The sequence below is a fragment of the Pseudonocardia kongjuensis genome (assembly GCF_039526905.1).
In the GTDB taxonomy this organism is placed as follows: Bacteria; Actinomycetota; Actinomycetes; order Mycobacteriales; family Pseudonocardiaceae; genus Pseudonocardia; species Pseudonocardia kongjuensis.
The window spans coordinates 137,877-159,702 of sequence record NZ_BAAAJK010000010.1 but is presented as its reverse complement, the minus strand read 5'-3'; the positions used below and the strand labels follow the sequence as shown (position 1 = coordinate 159,702).

The window sequence follows — 21,826 nt, the reverse complement described above, 5'->3', positions numbered from 1 at the left end:
CGGGCACCCGCCGCTCAGGTCGGGCGCGGCTGCAGGTCGGCCGGATCGTCGATCCGCTCGGCGGCGGTCTCCTCCAGGCTGGCCCGGGTGGTGTTGCGGGTCATCGTCAGCGGGACGCACAGCGACAGGAACAGCGCCCCCATCACGATCCAGGTCCCGGAGAACCCGCCGACCGCCGCGGCGCCGAGCGCCACCCACGGCCCGGCGATCCCGCCGAGATCGCCGATGGTGGACACCAGCCCGCAGCCGCGGCTGCGGATCCTGGTCGGGAAGTGCTCGGCCGTCAGCAGGTGCAGCAGCGGCGCCGACATCCCGATGAAGGCGCCGATCCCGCCGAACGCCAGCACGATCAGCAGGTTCGTCGGGTGGAAGCCCATCACCACCAGCATCGAGCCGCAGGCCGCGGCGATCGCCATCACCGGGTACTTGCGCGGCCAGCGGTCGGTCACGGCGAGCGCGACGAGCGCCCCGCCGACCACGCCGACGCTCATCCCGATGGTGAGCGAGATGCTGGTCGTGATGTCGAACCCGGCCTCGGTGAGCAGCGTGACGCCCATCCCCATCACCGTCTTGATCGGGATCTGGATGCCGAACCAGATGAGCGAGAACAGCGCGGTCCAGCGCAGGTGCGGCGCCCGGACCAGCTCCCGCCAGCGGCCGCCGTCGGCACCGGCGTCGAGCATCGCGGCCTGCGGCGGGTCGACCGGCGGGAGCTGTCCCGGGACGGTCGCCCGGACGTGCGCCTCGGCGTCGGCGACGATCCGGTCGGCCTCGGCCGCCCGGCCGCGGGCGGCCAGCCAGCGCGGCGACTCGGGCAGCCACCGGTACCCGACGAGGAACACCAGCGTCCCGATCGCCGGGACCATCAGCACCATCCGCCAGCCGTTGTCGAACGCGGGCACCAGGGCGAGCCCGATGAACGGCACGCTGGCGAAGCCGAGCATCGCCGGGATGACGCTCCACGCCATCGAGCGGCCGCGCCGCCCGGCCGGCGCGATCTCGGACATGTAGGTGGCGATCGCGGTGGTCGCCGCGGCCCCGCCGACCACCGCGACGAACCGCATCGCGGTGAACATGACGACGCCGGTGCTGATCGCGGTGAGCACCGACCCGACACCGACCAGCAGCACCGCGGTGATGATCCCGTTGCGGCGGCCCCAGCGGTCACAGACGTAGCCGCTGAGCAGGCTGCCGACGATCGCACCCCAGAAGGTGATGCTGACGATCGTGGCGCCGACGGTGAGCGAGGCGTCGAACGCCTCCAGCGCACCCGGGAGGGCCACCCCCAGGTTGACGCCCTCGAAGTAGGCGAAGAAGTAGGCGACACCGACCAGCACCAGGACGATGCGGCGGTAGGGCCAGATCGGCAACCGGTCGAGCCGGGCCCCGATCGCGCGTTCGGTGACGGACACAGCGTCTCTCCTCAACAGCGTTGTTTCAGGAGTCGTCTCAGGAGTCGTCCCGGGAGTCGTCCCGGAGGTCGTCTCGGGAATGTCGGAGGTGGGGCGCCGACTAGCGGCTGCCGTGCGCCCGCAGCGGGGTCAGCCAGCGGTTCTGCAGCCCCTGCGCGGCGGCCCGCACCACCGCGGCGACCCGCTCCGGCCGGAACGCGCTGCTCGGGCCGGTCACCGAGATCGCGGCCCGGCCCCGGCCCTGCCGGTCGAACACCGGGCTGGCGACGCCGGTGACGCCCAGCTCGTGCTCCTCGTGCTCGTAGGCGACACCGGTCGCCCTGGCTCGGTCGAGGGCGTCGAGCAGCCGTCCGGGCGTCGAGATGGTGAACGGGGTACGGCGGGTCAGGCCCTCCTGGAGCACCCGCTGCACCAGGTCGCCGTCCAGGTGGGCGAGCATGACCTTCCCGAGCGCGCTGCAGTGCAGCTCGCCGCGGCTGCCCCGGGCGGGCGTCCCGGTCGGGACGCCCCGCCCGGCGACCCGTTCCAGGTAGAGGACCTCGCTGCCGTCCAGCACGCCGAGGTGCACCGTCTCCTGCACGATCGCCTGCAGGTCCTCCAGGAACGGCAGCGCCACCTCGCGCATCTCCTGGTGCCGGGCCCTGGCGTCGAGCTGGAACAGCTTCAGCCCGATCCGGTACTCGTTCCCGACCCGGTCGATCACCTGCAGCTCGACGAGCTGGTTCGCCATCCGGTACGCCGTCGCCTTCGGCATCCCGGCCCGCTTCGCGAGCTCGGCCATGCCCATGCTCCGGTCGGCCGCGCCGAGCACCTCGAGGAGGGAGAACGCCCGCCGCAGCACCGACGTCGGAAGGTGCTCGGCGGAGCCCACCGACGCAGTGTCCGGTGCCCCCGCGACCCGGTCAACCAGGTCCGTTCCGCCCACCGACACGCTCATCGCGGCACCGCGTCCAGCAGGACCTTCGCGGTCTCCGCCGGGTGGGTCACCATCATGTCGTGCGGGAGCCCGGTCTCGTGGAACCGGCCGGCCGAGCGGGCCGACGCCAGCCGGTCCTCGGCGATGCCGGGATGGGCGGGGGTCAGCAGCACCGTGCGCGGGATCGCCTCGACGGCCGCACCGCCGGTCAGCCGGATCGGCGCCACCATCGTCGCCCACGGGTGCGGGGTGAGCATCGAGCCGACCCAGGCGACGTCCTCCGGGTCGCTCAGGCCCAGCGCGGGCGGCGGCCCGTCGTCGGGGAAGCCGACCAGCTCCACCCCGTCGACCACCCGCACCCCCGCCTTCAGCGACGACACCGCGTGCGGGACCAGGTCGACGACGGACTCGCCGTCCCGCGGAATCGCCGCGTCCAGGTACACCAGGTGCGCCACCCGGTGCCCGACCCGGTCCGCGGCACCGGTCACCACCATCCCGCCGTAGCTGTGCCCGACCAGCACGGCATCGTGGATCCGCTCGTGCTCCAGGACCGACACCACGTCGGCGATGTGCAGGTCCAGGTCGGTGGACCGGCTCAGCAGGTGGGCGCGGTCGCCCAGCCCGGTCAGCGTGGGCGTCAGCACCCGGTGCCCGGCCGCGGTCAGCAGCGGGACCACCCGCCGCCAGCACCAGCCGCCGTGCCCGCTCCCGTGCACCAGCACGAAGGTGGCCACCGGGTCACCCCCGCCCGGTCCCGGCGGCGCCCGGATCCGGCCGGCCGGTCACGTCAGGACCCCGGCGGGCTGCTGGGCACCGCGGACCAGCCGGCCGGGCAGCTCCCCGGTCGCCTCGCCGTCGCACCGGGTCACCACCCCGGACACGGCGGTGCAGAGGTAGCCGTGCGCCGACTGCAGGTAGCGACGGCCGCCGGCGGGCAGATCGGCGACCATCGCCGGGGCGTCCAGCCGCAGGCCGTCGATGTCGATCACGTTGAGGTCCGCCTTGTAGCCGGGCGCGAGCAGGCCGCGGTCGAGCAGCCCGACCGCCTCGGCGGTGGACCGGCACTGCCGCCGGATCGCCCAGGCCAGGTCGAAGCGCGGGCCGCGGGTGCGGTCCCGGGTCCAGTGGGTGAGCAGCGACGTCGGGAAGCTGGCGTCGCAGATGATGCCGACGTGCGCGCCGCCGTCGCCCAGCGCGGGCAGGGTGTGCGGGTGCGCGAGCATCTCGTGCACCGCGTCGAGGTTGCCGTCGACGTAGTTGGCGACCGGGACGTAGAGCAGCGTGCTGCCGTCGCCGCCGACGAGAAGGTCGTAGAGGACCTCCTCGGCCGGGCGTCCGGCGGCGGCGGCCCGGGCGGCGATGCTGGTCGACGGGTCCGGCTCGTAGTCGGGCGGGTCGCCGAGCACGAAGATCCGGTCCATCGGCTGCCGGGAGAGCATCTGCTCGACCGGCTGGTTCGGGTCGCGGGTCCGCCCGGACAGCTCGGCGAGGACGGTCGCCCTGGTCGACGGCTCGGCCAGCCGCCGGGCCCGCTCGGCGAGCGGGAGGTGCTCGACGGCGGTGTAGGTCGCGGACCCCTTCAGCGGGTTCACCGACCCCTCCAGGCCCATCAGCATCCCGATCGCCCGCACCGCGACCTGGGCCCGCATGGTCAGCCCGGCCGCGTTCGCCTCGTCCAGCACCTGCAGGCAGCGCCGGTAGTCGTAGCCGCTGCGCGAGTGCGCGACCGAGATCGACAGCGGCCGCCCGGAGGACTCCATGACCTCCCGCAGGGTCGCCATCTCGGCGTCGAAGTCCTCGAAGTCGGAGATCACCTGGAGCACCCCGCGACCGGTCGCGCCGATCGCCCGGCCGATCCCGACGAGCTCGTCGCGGGAGGCGCGCAGGGTCGGGATGGGCTCGCCGCGGCTGGTCCGGTGGATCAGCGTCCGGGAGGTGCTGAAGCCGAGCGCGCCGGCCTCGATGCCCTCGGCGGCCAGCCGTCCCATCTCCGCGATGTCGGCCGGGGTCGCCTTCTCCCGGTCGACCCCGCGCTGCCCCATGACGTACACCCGCAGCGGGCCGTGGCAGACCTGGGTGGCGAGGTCGATGTCGTGCGGACGGCGTTCGATGGTGTCCAGGAACTCGCCGATGCTCTCCCACTCCCAGCCGAGGCCCTCGTGCAGGACGGCGCCGGGCAGGTCCTCGACGCCCTCCATCAGCTCGACGAGGGTGTCCCGGTCACCGGCCCGGACGGGGGCGAACCCGACGCCGCAGTTCCCGGTCACGGCGGTGGTGACGCCGTGCCCGGCGGACGGCTGGAGATGGTCGTCCCAGGTGGCCTGGCCGTCGTAGTGGGTGTGGATGTCGACGAAGCCGGGGGTGACGATCGCGCCGTCGGCGTCGACGGTCCGGCGTGCGGTGGTGCCGACACCGAGCTTGCCGACCTCGACGACGAGCCCGTCCTGCACGGCGACGTCGGCGGTCCGGGGTGGTGCCCCGGTCCCGTCGACCACCGATCCGCCGCGGATCACCAGGTCGTAGACCATGAGCCTCATTGCTCCTCAGAGTCGGGACGCGATGCCCGCCGGACCCGTTCCGCACCGGCCGCACGCTCGCGACCAGCGGATCCGTGTCCCCGGCGGCACCGCTCGGGTACCTCCCGAAGCTAGGTCGGGCGTCCCGGAGCACCAAGGAAACCGACTCACTGAGTGAGTCGGCCGGTGCACCCGGGGAAGCGCCCCACGCCGCTGCTGCGATCAGGTGTCGCCAACGACTCTACGTAACTCAAATCGCATCGTTTCGTTACGGAGAGTGTGAAAATGCCGCCGGCAATGACGCCGACCCCCCTGCCCGTCACCGGATCGCCGCAGCGCGGCGACGTCGCGACCGGACCGGACGTGTGGACCGCCGCGGCGCGGAGCCCCGAGTTCGCCGAGCTCCGGTCCCGCCAGCGACGCTTCCTGATCCCCGCCACGGCCGGCTTCCTGAGCTGGTTCTTCCTGTTCATCGCGCTCAACGCCTGGGCGCCCGGGCTGCTCGGCACCCGGGTGCTCGGCGATCTCACCCTGGTGGTCCTGCTGGCCATCGGCCAGTTCGCGTCGACCTTCGCGATCACCGCCGCATACGTGCGCTACGCGGACCGCCGGCTCGATCCGCTCGCCGACGAGATCCGCGAGCGTCTCGAGGGGATCCGCCGGTGACCCCCGGCGACCCGGTCCTCAACATCCTGGTCTTCTCCGCGTTCGTCGTGTTCGCCTTCCTGCTCGTGCTGCGGGTGCGCCGGCGGTCGGCGTCCGAGCGGGACTACTACACCGCGGGCAGCGGGTTCACCGGCCCGGAGAACGGCCTGGCCCTGTCCGGCGACTTCCTGTCCGCCGCGACCTTCCTCGGCATCGTCGGCGCGGTCGCGGTCGCCGGCCCCGACGGCTTCCTCTACGCCGTGATCGCCTTCGTCGGCTGGCTGGTGGCGCTGTTCTTCGTCGCCGAGCTGCTGCGCAACACCGGCCGCTACACGATGGCCGACGTGCTCAGCTACCGGCTGCGCCAGCGCCCGGTGCGCGCGGCGGCCGCGACCTCCGCGGTCGTCATCTCCACGCTCTACCTGCTCGGCCAGCTCGCCGGCGCGGGCGGCCTGCTCGCGCTGCTGCTCAACATCACCGACCGGGCCGGGCAGTCCGCGATGATCGCCGGCGTCGGCGCCGTCGTGATCGGCTACGTGCTGGTCGGCGGGATGAGCGGCACCACCTGGATCCAGATCGTCAAGGCCTGCCTGCTGCTGGCCACCGGACTGGCGATGGCGGCGTTCGTGCTCGGCACGTCCGGGCTGAGCCTGCCCGCGCTGATCACCGCCGCCGTCGAGAACCACCCGCGCGGCGACGCGATGCTGGCGCCCGGGCTGCTCTACGGCGGCAGCCTCACCGCGAACCTCGACCTGATCTCGCTGGCCCTCGGCGGGGTGCTCGGCGTGGCCGGGCTGCCGCACATCCTGATGCGCTTCTACACCGTGCCGGACGCCCGCCAGGCCCGGAAGTCGGTGGTCTGGGCGATCTGGCTGATCGGCGCGTTCTTCCTGCTGGTGCTGGTGCTCGGCTACGGCGCCACCGCGCTCGTCGGGCCGGAGGCGATCATGGCCGCGCCCGGCGGGGTCAACTCGGCGGCGCCGCTGCTGGCCCTGCAGATCGGCGGGCCGGTGATGCTCGCGCTGGTCGCGGCGGTGGCGTTCGCGACGATCGTCGCGGTCGTCGCCGGTCTGATGATCACCGCGGCGGCGGCGTTCGCGCACGACGTCTACGCGCAGCTGGTCCGGCGCGGCCGGGCGACCGCCGCCGAGGAGGTCCGGGTCGCGCGGCGCACCACGATCGTGATCGGGATCGTCGGCATCGCCGGCGGGATCCTGGCGAACGGGCAGAACATCGCCTTCCTGGCCGCCCTGACGTTCGCGATGGCCGCCTCGGCGAACCTGCCGACGCTGCTGTACTCGCTGTTCTGGAAGGGGTTCACCACCACCGGGGCGCTGTGGAGCATCTACGGCGGGCTCACCGTCACCCTCGCGCTGATCGTGTTCTCCCCGGCGGTGTCCGGATCGCCGACGTCGATGCTGCCCGGCGTGGACTTCGCCTGGTTCCCGCTGTCCAATCCCGGCCTGGTGTCGGTGCCCGCCGGCTTCCTGCTCGGCTACCTCGGGTCGGTGCTGGGCCGCGAGCGTCCCGACGTCGCCGGGCACGCGCAGATGTCGGTCCGGGCGCTGACCGGCGCCGGGCTGCAGCGCCCGGTCCCCGGCGCCCCCCGCCGCTGACCCGCGTCCCGGGGGGTGCCGGAGCGTCCGACGGCCTCCGGCACTCCCGGGACAGGGATCATCGGCGTGCGGACAGCAGACCGGACCCGCGCCCGGGAGGGTGTGGGCGCGGGTCCGGTCCCTCCCCCCGGGGCGGTCAGCCGGCCAGCAGCGCCCCGGCGCCCGGGACCCGCGGCTGCAGGCCCAGCTCGGTGAGGATCCGGTGGGTCGTCGCGGTCGCCGCGGACAGCACCGGGATGCCGATCTCGTCCTGCACCGGCTGGATCGACGGCAGCGACGGCATCTGCACGCAGGCGCTCAGCACCAGCGCGTCGGCCCGGGTCAGGTCGAGCTTGCGGTGGTGCTCACGCAGGTCGGCCGGATCGAGCCGGGCGACGGCCAGGTTGTCGGGCACCTGCAGCGACAGCGAGTCGACGACCTCCACGCCCGCGTCCTCGAGGTAGTCCGCGACGGCCTTGGTCAGCGGCTCCAGGTACGGCGTGATGATCGCGACCCGGCGCGCCCCGAGCGCGGCGATCCCGGACAGCAGCGCGCCCGCGCTGGACACCACCGGCGCGTCCGAACCCTCGGCCCGCAGCGCCGCGGTGATGTCGTCCTCGGCGGTGCAGTGGTAGCCGGGGCCCTGCGCCATGATCGCCACCAGGCAGGCGGTGGCGACGACGTCCGGGCGGGCGTCGGCCAGCTCGGCCGCGGCCCGCTGGGCCTGGGCGTTCATCGCGCGCAGCTGCTCGGGCGTCACGTGCTGCATCCGGGCCCGGGCGGAGTGGAAGACGAACCGCTCGCCGGGGATCTCCGCCTCGCGCGCGGCGAGCATCCGCGGGAGCTCGGTCTCCATCGTCAGGTTCGACGACGGGACGATCATCCCGACATGATGATCCCGGCTCATCGGCGGTCCACCGGCTTCATCTCCGGGACGGTCAGCTCGCCGGCGTCGACGATCAGCTCGTCGTCGAGGTACAGCGAGTTCCCGCGCATCGGGATGTCGAAGTGGCAGGCGGTGTCGTTCGGCCCGCCGAGCTCGTTGTTCGGGCCGATCGAGAACATCACGTTGCCGTAGAAGCTGCGCAGCTCCATCCCCATCCCGCCGGGGAACTGGGTCAGGCCGTGCCAGTGTGCGCGCTCGTCGAGGCCCCAGCCGACGTGGCTCATGCCGTAGCCGCGCGGGTCGTCGAAGCTCTCGATGTAGGACCGCAGCAGATCGGCGTCCAGCCCGCTGCTGCCGGCGCCGCCGCGGATGTCGCGGATGAAGCCCTCCTCGATGGTGATCTCCACCGGGGTCTGCACGTAGGTGTTGAACGGCAGCAGCACGTCGCCGGGCGCGAGCACGATCCTCCCGTCGACGCCGGTGTCGGACCCGCCGGTGAAGACGAACGCGGCCGGCCAGTGGTCCCAGCGGCCGGGGGTGTCGGTGTAGCCGTACTCCGACATGGTCGGGTACATGCCGAGCTGGTAGGTCACGTCGGTGCCGTGCGGGCTGGTGATCCGCATCGACGACGCCTTGGCCAGCAGCTCGGCGCCGGTCTCGACGCGCTCGCGCAGCTCGGTGGTCGGCATCAGCCGGGCCAGCAGCTCGGGCGGCTCGACGGCGGTGAGGATCCGGGTACCGGCGTCCTGGATCGCGAACTGCTCGGGCGAGAACAGCAGGAACGTGCAGTCCACGACCATGTCGACGGCCTTGAGCGCGTCCACGGCGAGCGGGATGTCCCCCAGGCCGGAGTCGCCGACCGCCCACGCCCCGCTCGCGCTCGCCGGCGGCGGCAGCCGCATGTGGTACCCGGTCGCACCGAGGCGCTGGATCGCCCAGAGGAACGCGTCGGCGTACGCGCCGCGCTCGGCGCCGCGGGTCAGGACGACCACGGTCTCGCCCTCGTGCACCCCGGACAGCGTCAGTTGCTGCAGGCAGATGTCGTTGAACAGGTTCTGGTCCATCGCGGCCACCTCCATGACTCGGCTATTAATCCGAGCACGTACTATCCGGGTACGCAATACCTGGCGGCGACGGAAACACGACCGTCACGCGGCGCCGGTCAGTCCGGGGTGCCGTCGCAGACCGACATCAGGCCGCGGCCGAGCGCCGCCCGGTGCAGGTCGTCGAGGCCCTCGGCGCGGGCGACGGCGGCCTGGGCCAGCGACGTCGGGCAGTCCTCGTGGGTGCGGGCCGGCGCCGCGACCCGCAGGGCGGCGACCAGCTCGTCGTCGACGGTCGCCAGCTCGGAGCGCAGCTGCGCCGGATCGGGCCGCTCGGCCGGCCGGGTGTCCGGCTGCTCGGCCCACCGGCGGAGCAGGCCGTCACGCACCTGTTCCGCCGCCGCGGCCTGGTCGGTGAGGACGCGGGCCGCCCACTCCGGATCGACACCCGCCCGCTCCGCCGCGGCACGGGCGTCGGCTCCGGCGGCCGGCCCGGGCTCCGGCCCGCGCGCAGCCTCGGACTCGGGCGCGGACCCGGGCCCGGACCCGGCCTCGGACCCGGGCGCGGGCCCGGGCTCGGACCCGGGCGCGGCCTCGGACCCGGACCCGGACCCGGCCTCGGACCCGGCCTCGGACCCGGACCCGGACCCGGCCCCGGGCTCAGCGAGGGCGAGCTGCCCGGCGAGCGTGGCCCGCTGCGCGGTGAGCTCGGCGATCCGGGCCAGCCCGTCGGCCGGGGTGGCCCCGGGAGGCCCCTCGCTGAGCGGCCCCGGCTGGTCGGCGCAGCCGGCCAGCAGCACCAGCGCGGCGGCGAGGGTTGCGGCGCCGGCGCGGCGTCGGGCACGGCTCGACCGGGGGGTGCCACTCACGATCACGAGCCTACGACCCGGCTGCCGGGCCGCCGGAGGAGGTGCGCCAGGGCCCGGATCCGGCGATGCTGGCCGGGTGGACTCGACGGTGATCCTCGAAGTGGCGCTCAACGGCACCACCACCCGCGACCGGAACCCGCACGTCCCGCGGGCACCCGGGGAGATCACCGAGCAGGCGCTGGACGTGCTCGGCCGCGGTGCGGCGATCGTGCACAACCACAACGACGAGCCGATGTTCACCGTCGACGGGGTGCACGCCGTCGAGCCGTACCTGGCGGCGTGGCAGCCGGTGCTCGACCGGCACCCGGCGGCGCTGCTGTACCCGACGATGGCGGCCGGCGCCCGCGACATCCCGGTGCGGCGCCGGTGGGCGCACGTCGAGGAGCTGGCGCGACGCCGGATGGGCGGGCTGACGCTGGTCGATCCGGGCTCGGTGAACGTCGGCCTGCTCGACGACGGCAGCTGCCCCGACGCCGCGGCGCCGGAGCCCTACCAGAACTCGTTCGCCGACACGGAGTACATGTTCGCGCGCACCGCCGAGCTGGCGGCCGGTCCGAGCATCTCGATCTTCGAGCCGGGCTTCCTGCGGACCACGCTGACCCTGCACCGGCACGGCCGGGTGCCGCCGGGCGCGATCGTCAAGCTGTACTTCGCCGATCGGCTGCAGTTCGGCCTGCCGCCGACCCCGGCCGCGCTGGAGGCGTACCTGGAGCTGCTCGAGCCGTCCGGGCTGCCGTGGTCGGTCGCGGTGCTCGGCGGGGACGTGGTGGCGTCCGGACTGGCCGAGCTGGCGGTGCGCCGCGGCGGGCACCTGCGGGTGGGCCTGGAGGACTATGCGGGCCCCGCGACGCCGTCGAACCGGGAGCTCCTGGAGGACGCGCTGCGGCTGCTCGACCGGGTCGGCGCGACCCCTGCGGACCCGGTTACCGCACGTCGCATCCTCGGCCTTCCGACGGACGCCGGGAATTCATGATCCGGATTTCCCGGAAATCCGGAGCGGTACCCACTCGGGCCGGGTCGAAACATTGATTCGGGTGATGTTTTCGAGCCGATACGCAACAAGGGGTGCGACCCCGGTCGGTCCGGGGCCGCACCCCTTGTGCGGCTGCGCTGCCGGTCTGCTCCCGCGGGCGGTCGGGCGCCGCCCTCCGGTCGCGACCGGCCTGGTCAGAACCAGGCCTTGCGACCACCGACCGGCCGGCCGATCGCCCCGAGGATGAGCAGGACGACGCCGACGACGACCAGGATCGTGCCGATCGTGGTGACCAGCGGAATACTGGTGAAGTAGCCCACCAGCAGCAGAATGATGCCGAGAATGATCATTTCCAGTTCCCTCCCGAGAATGTGGGAGAAAAGTACCCGGGGCGGGCCCGGCGCGCAGCACGGGGAACGGTTCCGATGGTCGGATCGTGACATTCGGTCCGGGTTTTCCGGGACTCCGTCGGCGAGCGGTCGCCGGGGGCGGGGTGGGCGCGGCAGCGCACCCCTGCGGCGGCGGTGCGCCGGCGGGGTCGTCGCGCGCCGGTGGAGTCGTTGCGCCCCGGCGGAGTCGTCGCACCCAGCGGCGTCGTCACACCCGAGCAGCGTCCGGCCACCCTGCGGCGGCGCACCCCGGCGACGTCGTCGCACCCCGGTGACGTCGTCGCACCCCGGTGACGTCGTCGCAACCCGCGACCGTCTTCGCACCGGCTGTACACGGTGCGACATCAGAAACGGGGTGCGACGTCACGACCGGGGTGCGAGCCCACCACCGGGCCGCGCCACAACGCACCCCGTCACCGGCCCCGCACCGTGTACAGCCGGTGCGAAGACGGTCGCGGGGTGCGGCGACGTGGCCGGGTGCTGGCGGATCCGACGGGCCGCGATCCCCGAGGCGCGAGGCGCGAGGCCTACGCCCGCGCCGCCAGCCCGGCCGCCGATGTCACGTGGTCGAGCGCGATCGCCCCGGCACCCCGCAGCACCCCGTCGGCACCGTGCGCGGCGTCGACGACCGGGGGCGGGTCCTCCCGGTGGAAGGTCATCAGCCCGGCCCGGTACGCCTGCGCGAAGCGGTCCGGCGCGGCCCCGCGCAGCGCCGTCCCGAGCCCGCCGAGCACCACGATCTCCGGGTCGTGCGCGTTGACCAGGCCGGCCGTCCCACCGGCCAGCCGGGCGGCGGCGTGCGCGACGGCGCGGGCCGCGGGCTCCTCCCCCGCCGCGGCGCGGTCCAGCACGGCGACCGCCGAGCCGTGCGGGTCGTCGGGCTCCGGCTCGCCGAGCATCCGGGCGAGCGCGCGGCCGTCGACCTCGGAGTTCCAGCAGCCGCGGGCCCCGCACGGGCAGTCCCGGCCGGGATCGCCGAAGGGCAGGTGGCCGAACTCCCCGGCCGCGCCCCGCGACCCGGACTGCGGCCGGCCGCGCAGCAGCAGCGCACCGCCGATCCCGACCTCGACGGTCAGGTACAGCGCCGTCCCGGCGCCCGCCGCGGCGCCGTCGCGGACCTCGGCCACCCCGGCCAGGTTCGCGTCGTTGCCGGCGAGCACCGGCAGCCCCTGCCCGGCGCCGATCCGGCGGACGTCGAGCGGGCTCCAGCCCTGCCCGGCGGCCTGTGCGAGGTGCTCGTCGAGCAGCGTCGCCGCCACCCCGATCCCGACCGCGGCGACCGGGCCGGGGTGCTCGGCGACCAGCGTCCCGACGATCCCGTCCAGCTCGGCGGCGACGGCGTCCGGCTCCCGGCGCGCGTGCCGGCCGGACCGCACCGCGACCGGCTCGCCGTCCAGCCCGACGAGACCGGCCCGCCAGCCCTCGAACCGGACGTCGACGGCGACGACCGCCGGTCCGGCGCGGTTCGGGACCAGCCGGGTCGTCGGGCGGCCGCGTCCGCCGCAGGGCGCCCGTTCCTCGGTGACCCAGCCCAGCTCGCGCAGCCGCGCGGTGATCTCGGTGGCCGATCCGCCGGCCAGCCGCAGCCGCCGGGCCAGCTCGACCCGGGTCAGGCCGGGCTCGCGGCGGATCTCGGCGAGCACCTCCGCGCTGGCCCGCCAGCGGTCGGTCTCGGCGCGACCGGGACGTGAATCGGCTGACACCGACGCCATCTCGTTTGACACCTCCTGGCCCGCGCTCTTTATTCTCGTGGGGCGATGAAAACTCAGGCCACACCCTCCCACCACTCTCCCACCACCGGAAAGCCCGGCCCCGCGCTGTTCGCGATGGCGCTGGGCGGGCTCGCCATCGGCACCACCGAGTTCGCCTCGATGGGTCTGCTGCCGGCGTTCGCCGCGGACCTCGGCGCGACGGTGCCGCAGGCCGGCACCGCGATCAGCGCCTACGCGCTCGGGGTCGTGGTCGGCGCGCCGGTGCTCGCCGTGCTCGGCGCCCGATGGCCGCGCAAGCACCTGGTGCTCGCACTCGCGGGCGCGCTGGCGCTGACCAACATCGCCTCGGCGTTCGCGCCGACGTTCGGCACCTTCGTCGCCACCCGGTTCCTGGCCGGGCTCCCGCACGGCGCCTACTTCGGGACGGCGTCGGTGCTCGCCGCGTCGCTGGTGCCGCGCGAGCGCCGTCCGCGCGCGATCGCGACCGTGATGAGCGGCCTGATGATCGCGAACGTGGTCGGTGTCCCGGGCGCGACCTGGCTCGGCCAGGCCGCCGGCTGGCCCGCCGCGTACCTGGCGACCGGCGCGATCGCCATCGTCACCATGGCCGCGGTCTGGTGGCTGGTGCCCGACGTGCGCGACGAGCGTCGCGGCTCGGTGCTCGGCGAGCTGTCGGCGCTGCGCCGCGGCCAGGTGTGGATCACGATGGCGGTCATCGCGACCGGCTTCGGCGGCTCGTTCGCCGTCTACAGCTACATCACGCCGGTACTCACCGAGGTGTCCGGGCTGGCCGAGGCCGCGGTGCCGGTGGCGCTCGCGGTGTTCGGGATCGGCATGACGCTGGGCAACCAGGTCGGCGGGCGGCTCGCCGAGATCGCCCCGGTGCGCACCATCGCCGCCGGTCTCGGCTCGGCCGCGGTGTCGATGACGGTGTTCGCGGCGACGGCGTCGTCGGCGGTGATGGCGCTGGCCGCGCTGTTCACCCTGGCGTTCACCACGACCGCGACCACCCCCGCGCTGGCCACCCGCCTGATGGACGCCGGCCGGGAGGGCCCGACGCTGGGCGCCGCCCTGCACCACGCGGCGTTCAACGTCGCGAACGCGCTCGGCGCCGCGCTGGGCGGCCTGGTCCTGGCCGCCGGCTGGGGCTGGACCTCGCCCGCCGCCGTCGCGACCGTGCTGCCGCTGCTCGGGCTGGCCGCGCTGTACGTCGCCGTCCGGATGGAGCGCACCGAGCTCGCAGCCCAGCACCGGATCCCGGCCCGCACCGGCTGATCCGCGCGTCCGGCACCGCCGAGATGCGCGTCAGCGTCCCGCAGAGATCGTTTCCGGACGCCGGCGCGCATCTCGGCGGTCGGCGGGCAGCAGGGCCCGTGCCGCGACAACCACCTGGGTGACGACGATCGCCACCCCCAGCGGCACGTGCACCGCCAGCAGACCGAGGTGCCCGACGGCGACCTGCGCGGTGTCGGCGACGACGAGGACCGCGCTCACGGCGACCGGCCATCCCGGCATCCGGCCCGGCCACGCGGCCGGCACCGCGAGCGCGGTCTGCACCGTCGCCACCAGGATCAGCGAGCCGCCGATCCCGCCGTGCCAGGCCAGTGCGCCGAGCGCCGCGTCGAGCAGCGCCCCGGCCAGGCCGACCTGGGCCAGCACCAGCACCGCGTGCAGCACCGCCCACACCCGGAACGGAAGGGTCGCGAGCAGGCGGGCGCGCTCACCCATGATCCGCACCGTGGGTGAGCGGGGTGCGCGGCACCGAACCGGGATCGGTGCCCTCCGGGACGAGCACGAACTGGCCCATCATCCCCTGGTCCTCGTGGTACAGCAGGTGGCAGTGGTACATGAATGGCCGGGCCGGGTCCGGGTGCCTCCCGAACCGCAGGAGCACCCGCAGCACCGTCCGCGGCGGGACGTAGAAGGTGTCCTTCCAGCTCCGCTGCGCCGGTGCGACCGCCCGCCCGTCCGCCTCGACCACCTGACCGCGCGCGTCGTGCACGTGCATGTTGTGCGGACGGGAGTGCACGTTGGCGAGTTCCCAGATCTCGGTGGCGCCGGCCTGCACGATCTCGTCGATCCGGGTCATGTCCATCGCCCGGCCGTTGATCACGTCGTTGCCGAGCTCGAAGCGGCGTACCCGGCTCGCCGCGGACTCGTCGGGACCCGGTTCGTGCGGCAGCGCGCCGGGCAGCGGTGCCGACGGTTCGAGCACACCGGCCGGCCGGATCCGCAGGACGTCGAGGGTGTCCATGGCACCGATCGAGCGCTCCGTGCCGGACACCGCACCGAGATCCTGCGGCAGCGACCGCAGCGTCACCGGGCGGCCGGGGTCGAGATCGAGCAGCAGCTCGGCCCGCTCACCGGGGGTGAGCAGAGCAGAGCCGACCGTCCGAGGGGCCGCCAGCAGCCCGGAGTCGGTCCCGACCAGCACCATCGGACGGTCGTCGGACCGGGCGAACCGGTAGCAGCGGGCCGGTGACGCGTTGAGCACCCGCAACCGGATCCGGGACGACGACGACGCCAGGTACGGCGCGACGGTCCCGTTCACCAGCAGCGTGTCCCCGACCAGGCCGTGCGCGCTGCGCCGGCGGGTCTCGAACTCCCCGTCCGCGGTGAAGGTCCGGTCGGTCACGACGAGCGGGATGTCGTCGACGCCGTAGCGGTGCGGGAGCGGGGAGGCACCATCCGGTTCGTCGACGAGGAACAGTCCGGCCAACCCCCGGTGGACGTGCCGCTCGGTGACGCCGTGCGGGTGCGGGTGGTACCAGAGGGTCGCGGCCGGCTGCTCGATCGTCCACTCCGGGCTCCAGGTGGCGCCGGGCTCGATCGGGGCGTGCGGTCCGCCGTCGTGCTCGGCGGGCAGCGTCATGCCGTGCCAGTGCGTGGAGGTGGTCTCCGGCAGGCCGTTGGTGACGTGGACGCGGACCCGCTCACCGCGGGACGCGCGAATCGTGGGTCCGCCGAACGCCACGTCGTAGCCCCAGGTGGGGGTCCGCACACCGGGGTGGAACGCACTCGTCCCGGGCGCAGCGGTCAGCGCGAACGTGCGGACGCCGTCGCGGGTGGTCGAGGGGGCGAGCGGCGGGATCGCCAGCGGGCGGGGCGCCGGCACGGGCAGCGGCGATGCCGGAACGCCTGCGCAGCCGCCCAGCACCACTCCGCCCGCGGCGGCGCAGGCGAGGCCGAGGAAGCCACGGCGTCCGATCCGTCGGGTCATGGCGACGAGCCTCGCCGCAGCACCGGTCCGGCGCGTCGGCGCGACGACGTCACCCACCGCTACCCGCACCGACGTACGACCCCGGGGCCGGCCCCGGGGATCGCCCCACCCGCCGGGCGCGTCAGCGGCGGCCGACCAGCCCGGCCTCGTGCGCGATCACCACGAGCTGCACCCGGTCCCGGGCGTCCAGCTTGGTCAGCAGCCGCCCGACGTGGGTGCGCGCGGTGGCCGGGCTGATCACCAGCTGGGCGGCGATCTCGCCGTTGGTCCGGCCGGTGCCGACGAGGGCGAGCACCTCCCGTTCCCGGCGGGTCAGGACCGCGAGCCGATCCTCGCCCGGTGGCGCCGCGGGGCCGTGCCGGGCGAACTCGGTGATCAGCCGCCGGGTCACCGACGGTGCGAGCAGCGCCTCGCCGGCGTGCACCAGGTCGATCGCGCGCAGCAGCGCCACCGGTTCGGTGTCCTTGAGCAGGAAGCCGCTGGCCCCGGCACGCAGCGCCCGGTACACGTAGACGTCCAGGTCGAAGGTCGTCAGCACGACCACCCGGGTACCGGCCAGCGCGGGATCCGCGGCGATGGCCTCGAGGGCGTCCAGGCCGTCCGTGCCGGGCATCCGGACGTCCATCATCACCACGTCCGGCCGGTGCGCCCGGGCCAGCCGGACCGCCTCCGCGCCGTCCGCGGCCTCGCCGGCGACCGCGTAGCCGGGTTCGGTCTCCAGCAGCACCCGCAGTCCGGCCCGGATCAGCGGCTGGTCGTCGGCGAGCAGCACCCGGACGTCCCCGGTCACGCCCGGCTCCCGTCCGGCAGCTCCGCCTCGACGACGAAACCCTCCGCGGCGGGCGCGGCCCGCACCCGCCCGCCCAATGCCTCGGCCCGCTCGGCGAGACCGCGCAGGCCCTGGCCGGGCGGACGGGCCGGGCGTCCGGGCGGCCCGCCGTCGTCGGCGACGCGCACATGCAGCAGGCCGGCGTCGCGGGTGATCGACACCTCCACCCGGGACGCCACCGGCGCGTGCCGCACGGTGTTGGTGACCGCCTCCCGGACGATCGCGAACACCGTGCGGTCCGCGCCGTCGGGCAGCGGTCCGGGGTCGCCGGTGACGGTGACGTCCAGCCCGGCCGACCGGCCTGCGCTGATGACCTCGTCGAGCCGGTCGAGACCGTGCGCAGGCGGGTCGGCGGGCGGCTCGGGGCCCTCACGCAGCAGTTCCAGGGTGCCGCGCAGCTCGCGCAGCGCGTCGGTGCCGGCGTCCCGGATGCGGTGCAGCGCCGCCACCGCCTCCTCCGGCCGCCGGGCCGCGACGTGCGCACCGACGCCGGCCTGCACGACGATCATGGACAGGCTGTGCGAGACGACGTCGTGCACGTCCCTGGCGATCCGCAGCCGCTCCTGCTCGACGCGGCGCGCGAGCCGTTCCTCGGCCTGCTCCGCGGACAGCTCCGCGGCGCGGCGGACCGCGCCGACCGCCACGCCGAGCGCGACCGTCACGGCGATCCACCCGTAGTGGTCGACCGGATCAGGCGGGTTCCGTACGACGAGCACCTCGGTGCCCGCCCAGGCCAGCACCACGATCAGCCCGGTCAGCACGGCGCGCGGCCAGCTCACCCGGCTGGCGACCGTATAGACCGCGACCGCGACGAGCAGCGACGCGGGCCCGTCGGGATGGTCGAGCCAGTAGTAGAGCGCGGTCGGCACCATCACGGCGCCGAGCACCGGCACCGGGAACCGGCTGCGCCAGCACAGTGCCACCGTCGCGGCCCCGATCAGCACGATCCCCCAGGGCAGCAGCGGCCGCCCGGACGGGTCGCCGAGCAGCGCACCGGTGACCGCCACGGCGGCGGTGACCGCCGCCACCAGCACATCGCGCGCGGTCGGCATGCCGCGCAGGCTACGCAGCGGGGAGGGCCCGGCGCGTCATCGCGCCGACGTACCCCGGCGCTGCCGGACGGCCTCGAACAGCACCACCGCGGCGGCGATCGAGGCGTTCAGCGAGTTGACGGTGCCCTGCATCGGGATCACCACGGTCTCGTCGGCGCCGTCGTGCCACAGCTCGGTGACTCCGGTCGCCTCGGTGCCGATGACCAGCGCGGACGGCCCGGTGAGATCGGCGGCGCCCAGCTCGGTGCGGCCGGCCGGGGTCGTCACGAGCACCCGCAGCCCGCGCCGGCGCAGCCAGTCGAGCACCTCCTCCGAGGACGCCGAGGCGACCGGCACCGCGAACACCGTCCCCTTCGAGGCCCGGACCACGTTCGGGTTCGCGAAGTCGGTCCCGGCCCGGTCCGCGGTCGCGATCACGACCGCGTCCACCCCGCACGCCTCGGCGGTGCGCAGCATCGCGCCGACGTTCCCCGGCTTCTCGATCCCCTCCGCGACCAGCACCAGCGCGTCCGGGCGCAGCTCCAGCGCGTCCAGCGGGCGGCCGGGGGCGTCGGCGACGGCAAGCCAGCCGTCCGGGGACTCCCGGTAGGCGATCCGGGCGAACACCTCGGGGCTGACCGAGAACGTCCGGGCGCCGGGCATCCGGTCCAGCAGCCCGGGATCGGCGACCAGGCCGGGCGCCCAGTACACCTCGGCCGGCCGGACGCCGGCGTCGAGCGCGAGTGCCAGCTCGTCGTGCCCCTCGATCAGGGTGACGCCCGCGGCGTCGCGGTGCCGGCGGGTGCGCAGCCGGACCAGGTTCTTGACGCGCGGGTTGGCGGTGCTGGTCAGGTCGGGCACCCGACGAGGGTAGGACGCGGTGCCGCCCGCTCAGCAGGCGGCGCGCATCCGCAGCGCCAGCCAGCCGGCCGTCGCCGCGGCCGCGGTGCCGAGCACCAGCAGCGGCCACATCAGCGCGTCCACCCCGACGAACGCGGTCGCCAGGAACGGCATCGCGAACCCGACGTAGGCCGCGGTGTAGAACACCCCGTTCGCCGCGCCCCGGCCGGACGCCGGGGCCAGCCGCCCGACCAGGGTCAGCCCGGCGTTGAGGCACAGTCCGCCGCCGGCGCCGAGCAGCACCCCGGCGACCGCGACGGCGAGCACCGATCCGGTGGGCGCGGCGAGCGCCCCGACGCCGAACCCGAGCGCGCCGAGCGCGGCACCGACCGGCCCGGTGCGGGCGCCGAGCCGGTGCGCGAACGGCTGCACCAGCGTGCCGGTGCCGAGGGTGAGCGCGGCGAGCAGCCCGGTGAAGGCGACCAGACCGGTGATCCCGGGCAGCAGCAGCGGCAGCGCGGTGACCGCCACCGACGGGAACGCGTACACGCACACCGCGGTCGGCACGACGACCCGGACGAACGTCCGCCGGGCCGGGGCGGCCAGGCCGGGGCGGGGCAGCAGCCCGCGCCGCGGCCCGTCACCGACCGGGCGGGTGACACCGGCGACCAGCAGCACCGCGCCGGCCGCGGGCACCAGCAGCGCGACGTGCACCAGGTAGGGCAGGGTGAGCGGCCACGGCCCGTAGGCGGCGATCAGCCCGGAGCACAGCGGGCCCAGGCAGAATCCCGCGCTCTGCGCGACCGACGCGGCCCGGGCCGCCCGCGCGGCGCCCGCCGTCCCGGCCTGGTCCTGCAGCCAGGCGCTGCCCACCGAGAAGATCGCGCCGGACGCCAGGCCCTGCACGAACCGGGCGGCGAACAGCAGCCACAGCGCGGACGCGCCGCCGAGGAACAGCAGCGACGCCCCGGCCACGCCGACCGCGGCGGGCAGCAGCACCCGGGTCCGGCCGTACCGGTCCGAGGCGGGCCCGCCGAGCAGCAGCGACGGCGCGAGCCCGAGCGCGTAGACCCCGAAGATCGCGGCCAGGGTGCTCGGTGCGAGATCCAGCTCGACCCGGTAGACCAGCAGCAACGGGGTCGGCACGTTGGTGCCGAACGCGGTCGCGAACAACAGCCCGCAGGCCACCCACCACATCCGGTCCGGCCGGCCGGCCGCGCTGCCCCGTTGCACCAGCGCATCCTGTCAGTCGCGGGTTACTCCGCGGTAGCCTCGGCCCGGAACCGACACCGGACACGAGGGAGTGCACTCCATGGGCGAGCCGACGGGCATCGCGGTCGAGGTGACCGAGGGGATCGCGCGGGTGCGCCTGGACCGGCCGGAGGCGGCGAACGCGCTGCACGGGCCGATGTGGTCCGGGCTGCGCGACGCGATGCACGAGCTGGACGCCGACCCGTCCGCCCGGGTGGTCGTGATCAGCGGGAACGGCAGGCACTTCTGCTCCGGGATCGACGTCGCGATGCTCGGCGGGCTGAAGGAGACCGCGTCCGATCCCTCCCCGGGGCACGGCGCGGAGAAGCTGCGCCGGACCATCCTGGACCTGCAGGACTGCCTGACCGCCGTCGAGCGCTGCCGCAAGCCGGTGCTCGCCGCGGTGCACGGCGTCTGCCTCGGCGCCGGTCTCGACCTGGCCGTGGCCTGCGACCTGCGGTACGCGACGGCCGACGCGTCGTTCGTGCTGAAGGAGGTGGACATGGGGCTGGCCGCCGACGTCGGCGTCCTGCAGCGGCTGCCGCGGATCGTCGGCGAGGGCGTCGCCCGGGAGATGGCCTACACCTGCCGCCCGGTGTCCGGCACCGAGGCCCAGCAGCTGCGGCTGGTCAACGGCGTGTTCGACGACGCCGACGCACTCGAGCAGGGCGTCACCGCGCTGGCCACCGAGCTGGCCGCGAAGTCGCCGCTGGCGCTGCGCGGCACCAAGCACGCGATCACCTACGCCCGGGACCACTCGATCGCCGACGGTCTCGACCAGATCGCCACCTGGAACAGCGGCGCGCTGGTCTCGGCGGACCTGCAGGAGGCGGTCACCGCGTTCCTGGAGAAGCGCCCCGGGGTCTACCGGGACTGAGCGCGCACCGTCCCGACCAGCGCGTACATCCCGAGGACGGGTCCCGGGGCCGGTTCGTCGCAGCGCCAGCGGGTGATGTCGACCAGGCCCGGTTCGAGCGGGTCCACCCCCGCGGTGACCCGGCGCAGGACGCCCCGGTCCCGGAGCACCAGCGGATGGCCGCTGTCCCGGGCCAGCTGCTGCATGCCCACCGTCCCGGCGACCGCCGCCGGATCGTCGACGTCGGTGCTGCCGTGCGAGAGCACCAGCATGCTGCCCGGGCCGAACGCGGAGCAGTAGCGCCCGATCAGCCGGGCCACCAGGTCGTCGTCGGCGACGTAGTGCAGCACCGAGACGGCGAGCACGGCGGTCGGCTCCGCGGGATCGAGCAGGCCGGCGACGCCGGGCGCGGACAGCACCGCGTCCGGGTCGGTCAGGTCCGCCGCGGTGACCGTCGCGCGATCGGAGCCGGCGAGCACGTCGCGGGAGATCGCCACCGCGACCGGATCGGTGTCGACGTAGGCGACCCGGGCGGACGGGTCGTACCGCTGGGCGGTCTCGTGCACCGCCTCGACCGTCGGGATGCCGGACCCGAGATCGAGGAACTGCCGGCAGCCGCGGTCCAGGCAGGCCCGCACGGCCCGGCCGAGGAACGCCCGGTTGGCCACCGCGGTGTCCCGGGCGGCGGGCACCACCTGCAGGATCCGCTCGGCCAGCTGCCGGTCGACGGCGAAGTTGTGCCCGCCGCCGAGCAGGAAGTCGTAGATCCGGGCGGAGCTGGGGAGGCTGAGGTCCGGCTCATCGGCCGACTCCGGGACGCTCACCTGCGTCACCCTCTCGCCC

Annotated in this window: 21 protein-coding genes; 5 read left to right on the top strand and 16 right to left on the bottom strand. The window is 74.9% G+C overall.

The window, feature by feature from the left end; all coding sequences use genetic code 11:
* Positions 1-14: 14 nt before the first annotated feature.
* From ABD160_RS14780 to ABD160_RS14765, 4 genes are all read right to left on the bottom strand, one after another.
* The gene (locus ABD160_RS14780; protein ID WP_344022640.1) at positions 15-1,412 is read right to left on the bottom strand and encodes an MFS transporter; all 1,398 of its coding nucleotides are present in this window, start codon (positions 1,410-1,412) and stop codon (positions 15-17) included.
* 100 nt (positions 1,413-1,512) lie between these two features.
* Positions 1,513-2,283: an IclR family transcriptional regulator gene (locus ABD160_RS14775; RefSeq protein ID WP_344022638.1), complete on the bottom strand. Its 771-nt coding sequence runs from the start codon at positions 2,281-2,283 to the stop codon at positions 1,513-1,515.
* Between the two features lie 62 nt (positions 2,284-2,345).
* Complete coding sequence (locus tag ABD160_RS14770) at positions 2,346-3,062, bottom strand: alpha/beta hydrolase (RefSeq protein WP_344022636.1); 717 nt, start codon at positions 3,060-3,062, stop codon at positions 2,346-2,348.
* Positions 3,063-3,110: 48 nt separating this feature from the next.
* Positions 3,111-4,865, bottom strand: coding sequence for an N-acyl-D-amino-acid deacylase family protein (locus tag ABD160_RS14765; protein WP_344022634.1), 1,755 nt, complete (start codon positions 4,863-4,865; stop codon positions 3,111-3,113).
* A 276-nt stretch (positions 4,866-5,141) separates the two neighbouring features.
* Between ABD160_RS14765 and ABD160_RS14760 the strand changes: the two genes are divergently transcribed.
* Both ABD160_RS14760 and ABD160_RS14755 read left to right on the top strand, forming a co-directional pair.
* On the top strand, positions 5,142-5,510 hold the full coding sequence (locus ABD160_RS14760; RefSeq protein WP_344022632.1) for a DUF485 domain-containing protein: 369 nt from the start codon (positions 5,142-5,144) through the stop codon (positions 5,508-5,510).
* Entirely contained in the window at positions 5,507-7,105 is a 1,599-nt protein-coding gene (locus tag ABD160_RS14755; RefSeq protein WP_344022630.1) for a solute symporter family protein, read from the top strand. The genes ABD160_RS14760 and ABD160_RS14755 overlap by 4 nt, the downstream gene beginning before the upstream one ends.
* Before the next feature lie 136 nt (positions 7,106-7,241).
* Here ABD160_RS14755 and ABD160_RS14750 read toward each other — a convergent pair whose 3' ends face one another.
* The 3 genes from ABD160_RS14750 to ABD160_RS14740 all read right to left on the bottom strand — a co-directional run bounded on the left by ABD160_RS14750 (position 7,242) and on the right by ABD160_RS14740 (position 9,882).
* The gene (locus tag ABD160_RS14750) at positions 7,242-7,991 is read right to left on the bottom strand and encodes a maleate cis-trans isomerase family protein (protein ID WP_344022628.1); all 750 of its coding nucleotides are present in this window, start codon (positions 7,989-7,991) and stop codon (positions 7,242-7,244) included.
* Positions 7,988-9,034: a 2,5-dihydroxypyridine 5,6-dioxygenase NicX family protein gene (locus tag ABD160_RS14745; RefSeq protein WP_344022626.1), complete on the bottom strand. Its 1,047-nt coding sequence runs from the start codon at positions 9,032-9,034 to the stop codon at positions 7,988-7,990. The genes ABD160_RS14750 and ABD160_RS14745 overlap by 4 nt, the downstream gene beginning before the upstream one ends.
* A 98-nt stretch (positions 9,035-9,132) precedes the next feature.
* Positions 9,133-9,882, bottom strand: coding sequence for a chorismate mutase family protein (locus ABD160_RS14740; RefSeq protein WP_344022624.1), 750 nt, complete (start codon positions 9,880-9,882; stop codon positions 9,133-9,135).
* 76 nt (positions 9,883-9,958) lie between these two features.
* Here ABD160_RS14740 and ABD160_RS14735 point away from each other — a divergent pair, with 76 nt between their 5' ends.
* Positions 9,959-10,855: a beta-keto acid cleavage family enzyme gene (locus ABD160_RS14735; RefSeq protein ID WP_344022622.1), complete on the top strand. Its 897-nt coding sequence runs from the start codon at positions 9,959-9,961 to the stop codon at positions 10,853-10,855.
* 194 nt (positions 10,856-11,049) lie between these two features.
* Here the strand turns inward: ABD160_RS14735 and ABD160_RS14730 are convergent, their stop codons facing one another.
* Together ABD160_RS14730 and ABD160_RS14725 are read right to left on the bottom strand one after the other, a co-directional pair.
* The gene (locus ABD160_RS14730) at positions 11,050-11,205 is read right to left on the bottom strand and encodes a hypothetical protein (protein WP_085913989.1); all 156 of its coding nucleotides are present in this window, start codon (positions 11,203-11,205) and stop codon (positions 11,050-11,052) included.
* A gap of 566 nt (positions 11,206-11,771) precedes the next feature.
* Positions 11,772-12,956, bottom strand: coding sequence for an ROK family transcriptional regulator (locus tag ABD160_RS14725; protein ID WP_344022616.1), 1,185 nt, complete (start codon positions 12,954-12,956; stop codon positions 11,772-11,774).
* A 45-nt stretch (positions 12,957-13,001) separates the two neighbouring features.
* Between ABD160_RS14725 and ABD160_RS14720 the strand changes: the two genes are divergently transcribed.
* Positions 13,002-14,231 carry an MFS transporter gene (locus ABD160_RS14720; protein WP_344022614.1) on the top strand — a complete coding sequence of 410 codons (1,230 nt, stop codon included), beginning with the start codon at positions 13,002-13,004 and terminating at the stop codon, positions 14,229-14,231.
* Between the two features lie 30 nt (positions 14,232-14,261).
* Here the strand turns inward: ABD160_RS14720 and ABD160_RS14715 are convergent, their stop codons facing one another.
* From ABD160_RS14715 to ABD160_RS14690, 6 genes are all read right to left on the bottom strand, one after another.
* Positions 14,262-14,684 carry a hypothetical protein gene (locus ABD160_RS14715; RefSeq protein WP_344022612.1) on the bottom strand — a complete coding sequence of 141 codons (423 nt, stop codon included), beginning with the start codon at positions 14,682-14,684 and terminating at the stop codon, positions 14,262-14,264.
* Positions 14,677-16,176 carry a multicopper oxidase family protein gene (locus ABD160_RS14710; RefSeq protein WP_344022610.1) on the bottom strand — a complete coding sequence of 500 codons (1,500 nt, stop codon included), beginning with the start codon at positions 16,174-16,176 and terminating at the stop codon, positions 14,677-14,679. The genes ABD160_RS14715 and ABD160_RS14710 overlap by 8 nt, the downstream gene beginning before the upstream one ends.
* 121 nt (positions 16,177-16,297) lie before the next feature.
* Positions 16,298-16,966, bottom strand: a complete 669-nt coding sequence (locus tag ABD160_RS14705; protein WP_344022608.1) for a response regulator — start codon at positions 16,964-16,966, stop codon at positions 16,298-16,300.
* The gene (locus ABD160_RS14700; protein ID WP_344022606.1) at positions 16,963-18,057 is read right to left on the bottom strand and encodes a sensor histidine kinase; all 1,095 of its coding nucleotides are present in this window, start codon (positions 18,055-18,057) and stop codon (positions 16,963-16,965) included. Before ABD160_RS14700 ends, ABD160_RS14705 begins: the two co-directional genes overlap by 4 nt.
* A gap of 36 nt (positions 18,058-18,093) precedes the next feature.
* On the bottom strand, positions 18,094-18,897 hold the full coding sequence (locus ABD160_RS14695; RefSeq protein ID WP_344022604.1) for a TrmH family RNA methyltransferase: 804 nt from the start codon (positions 18,895-18,897) through the stop codon (positions 18,094-18,096).
* Positions 18,898-18,927: 30 nt separating this feature from the next.
* Positions 18,928-20,109 carry an MFS transporter gene (locus tag ABD160_RS14690; protein ID WP_344022602.1) on the bottom strand — a complete coding sequence of 394 codons (1,182 nt, stop codon included), beginning with the start codon at positions 20,107-20,109 and terminating at the stop codon, positions 18,928-18,930.
* Between the two features lie 79 nt (positions 20,110-20,188).
* Between ABD160_RS14690 and ABD160_RS14685 the strand changes: the two genes are divergently transcribed.
* On the top strand, positions 20,189-21,004 hold the full coding sequence (locus ABD160_RS14685; protein WP_344022600.1) for a crotonase/enoyl-CoA hydratase family protein: 816 nt from the start codon (positions 20,189-20,191) through the stop codon (positions 21,002-21,004).
* Here ABD160_RS14685 and ABD160_RS14680 read toward each other — a convergent pair.
* On the bottom strand, positions 20,992-21,807 hold the full coding sequence (locus ABD160_RS14680) for an SAM-dependent methyltransferase (RefSeq protein WP_344022598.1): 816 nt from the start codon (positions 21,805-21,807) through the stop codon (positions 20,992-20,994). The genes ABD160_RS14685 and ABD160_RS14680 overlap by 13 nt on opposite strands.
* Positions 21,808-21,826 lie beyond the last annotated feature (19 nt).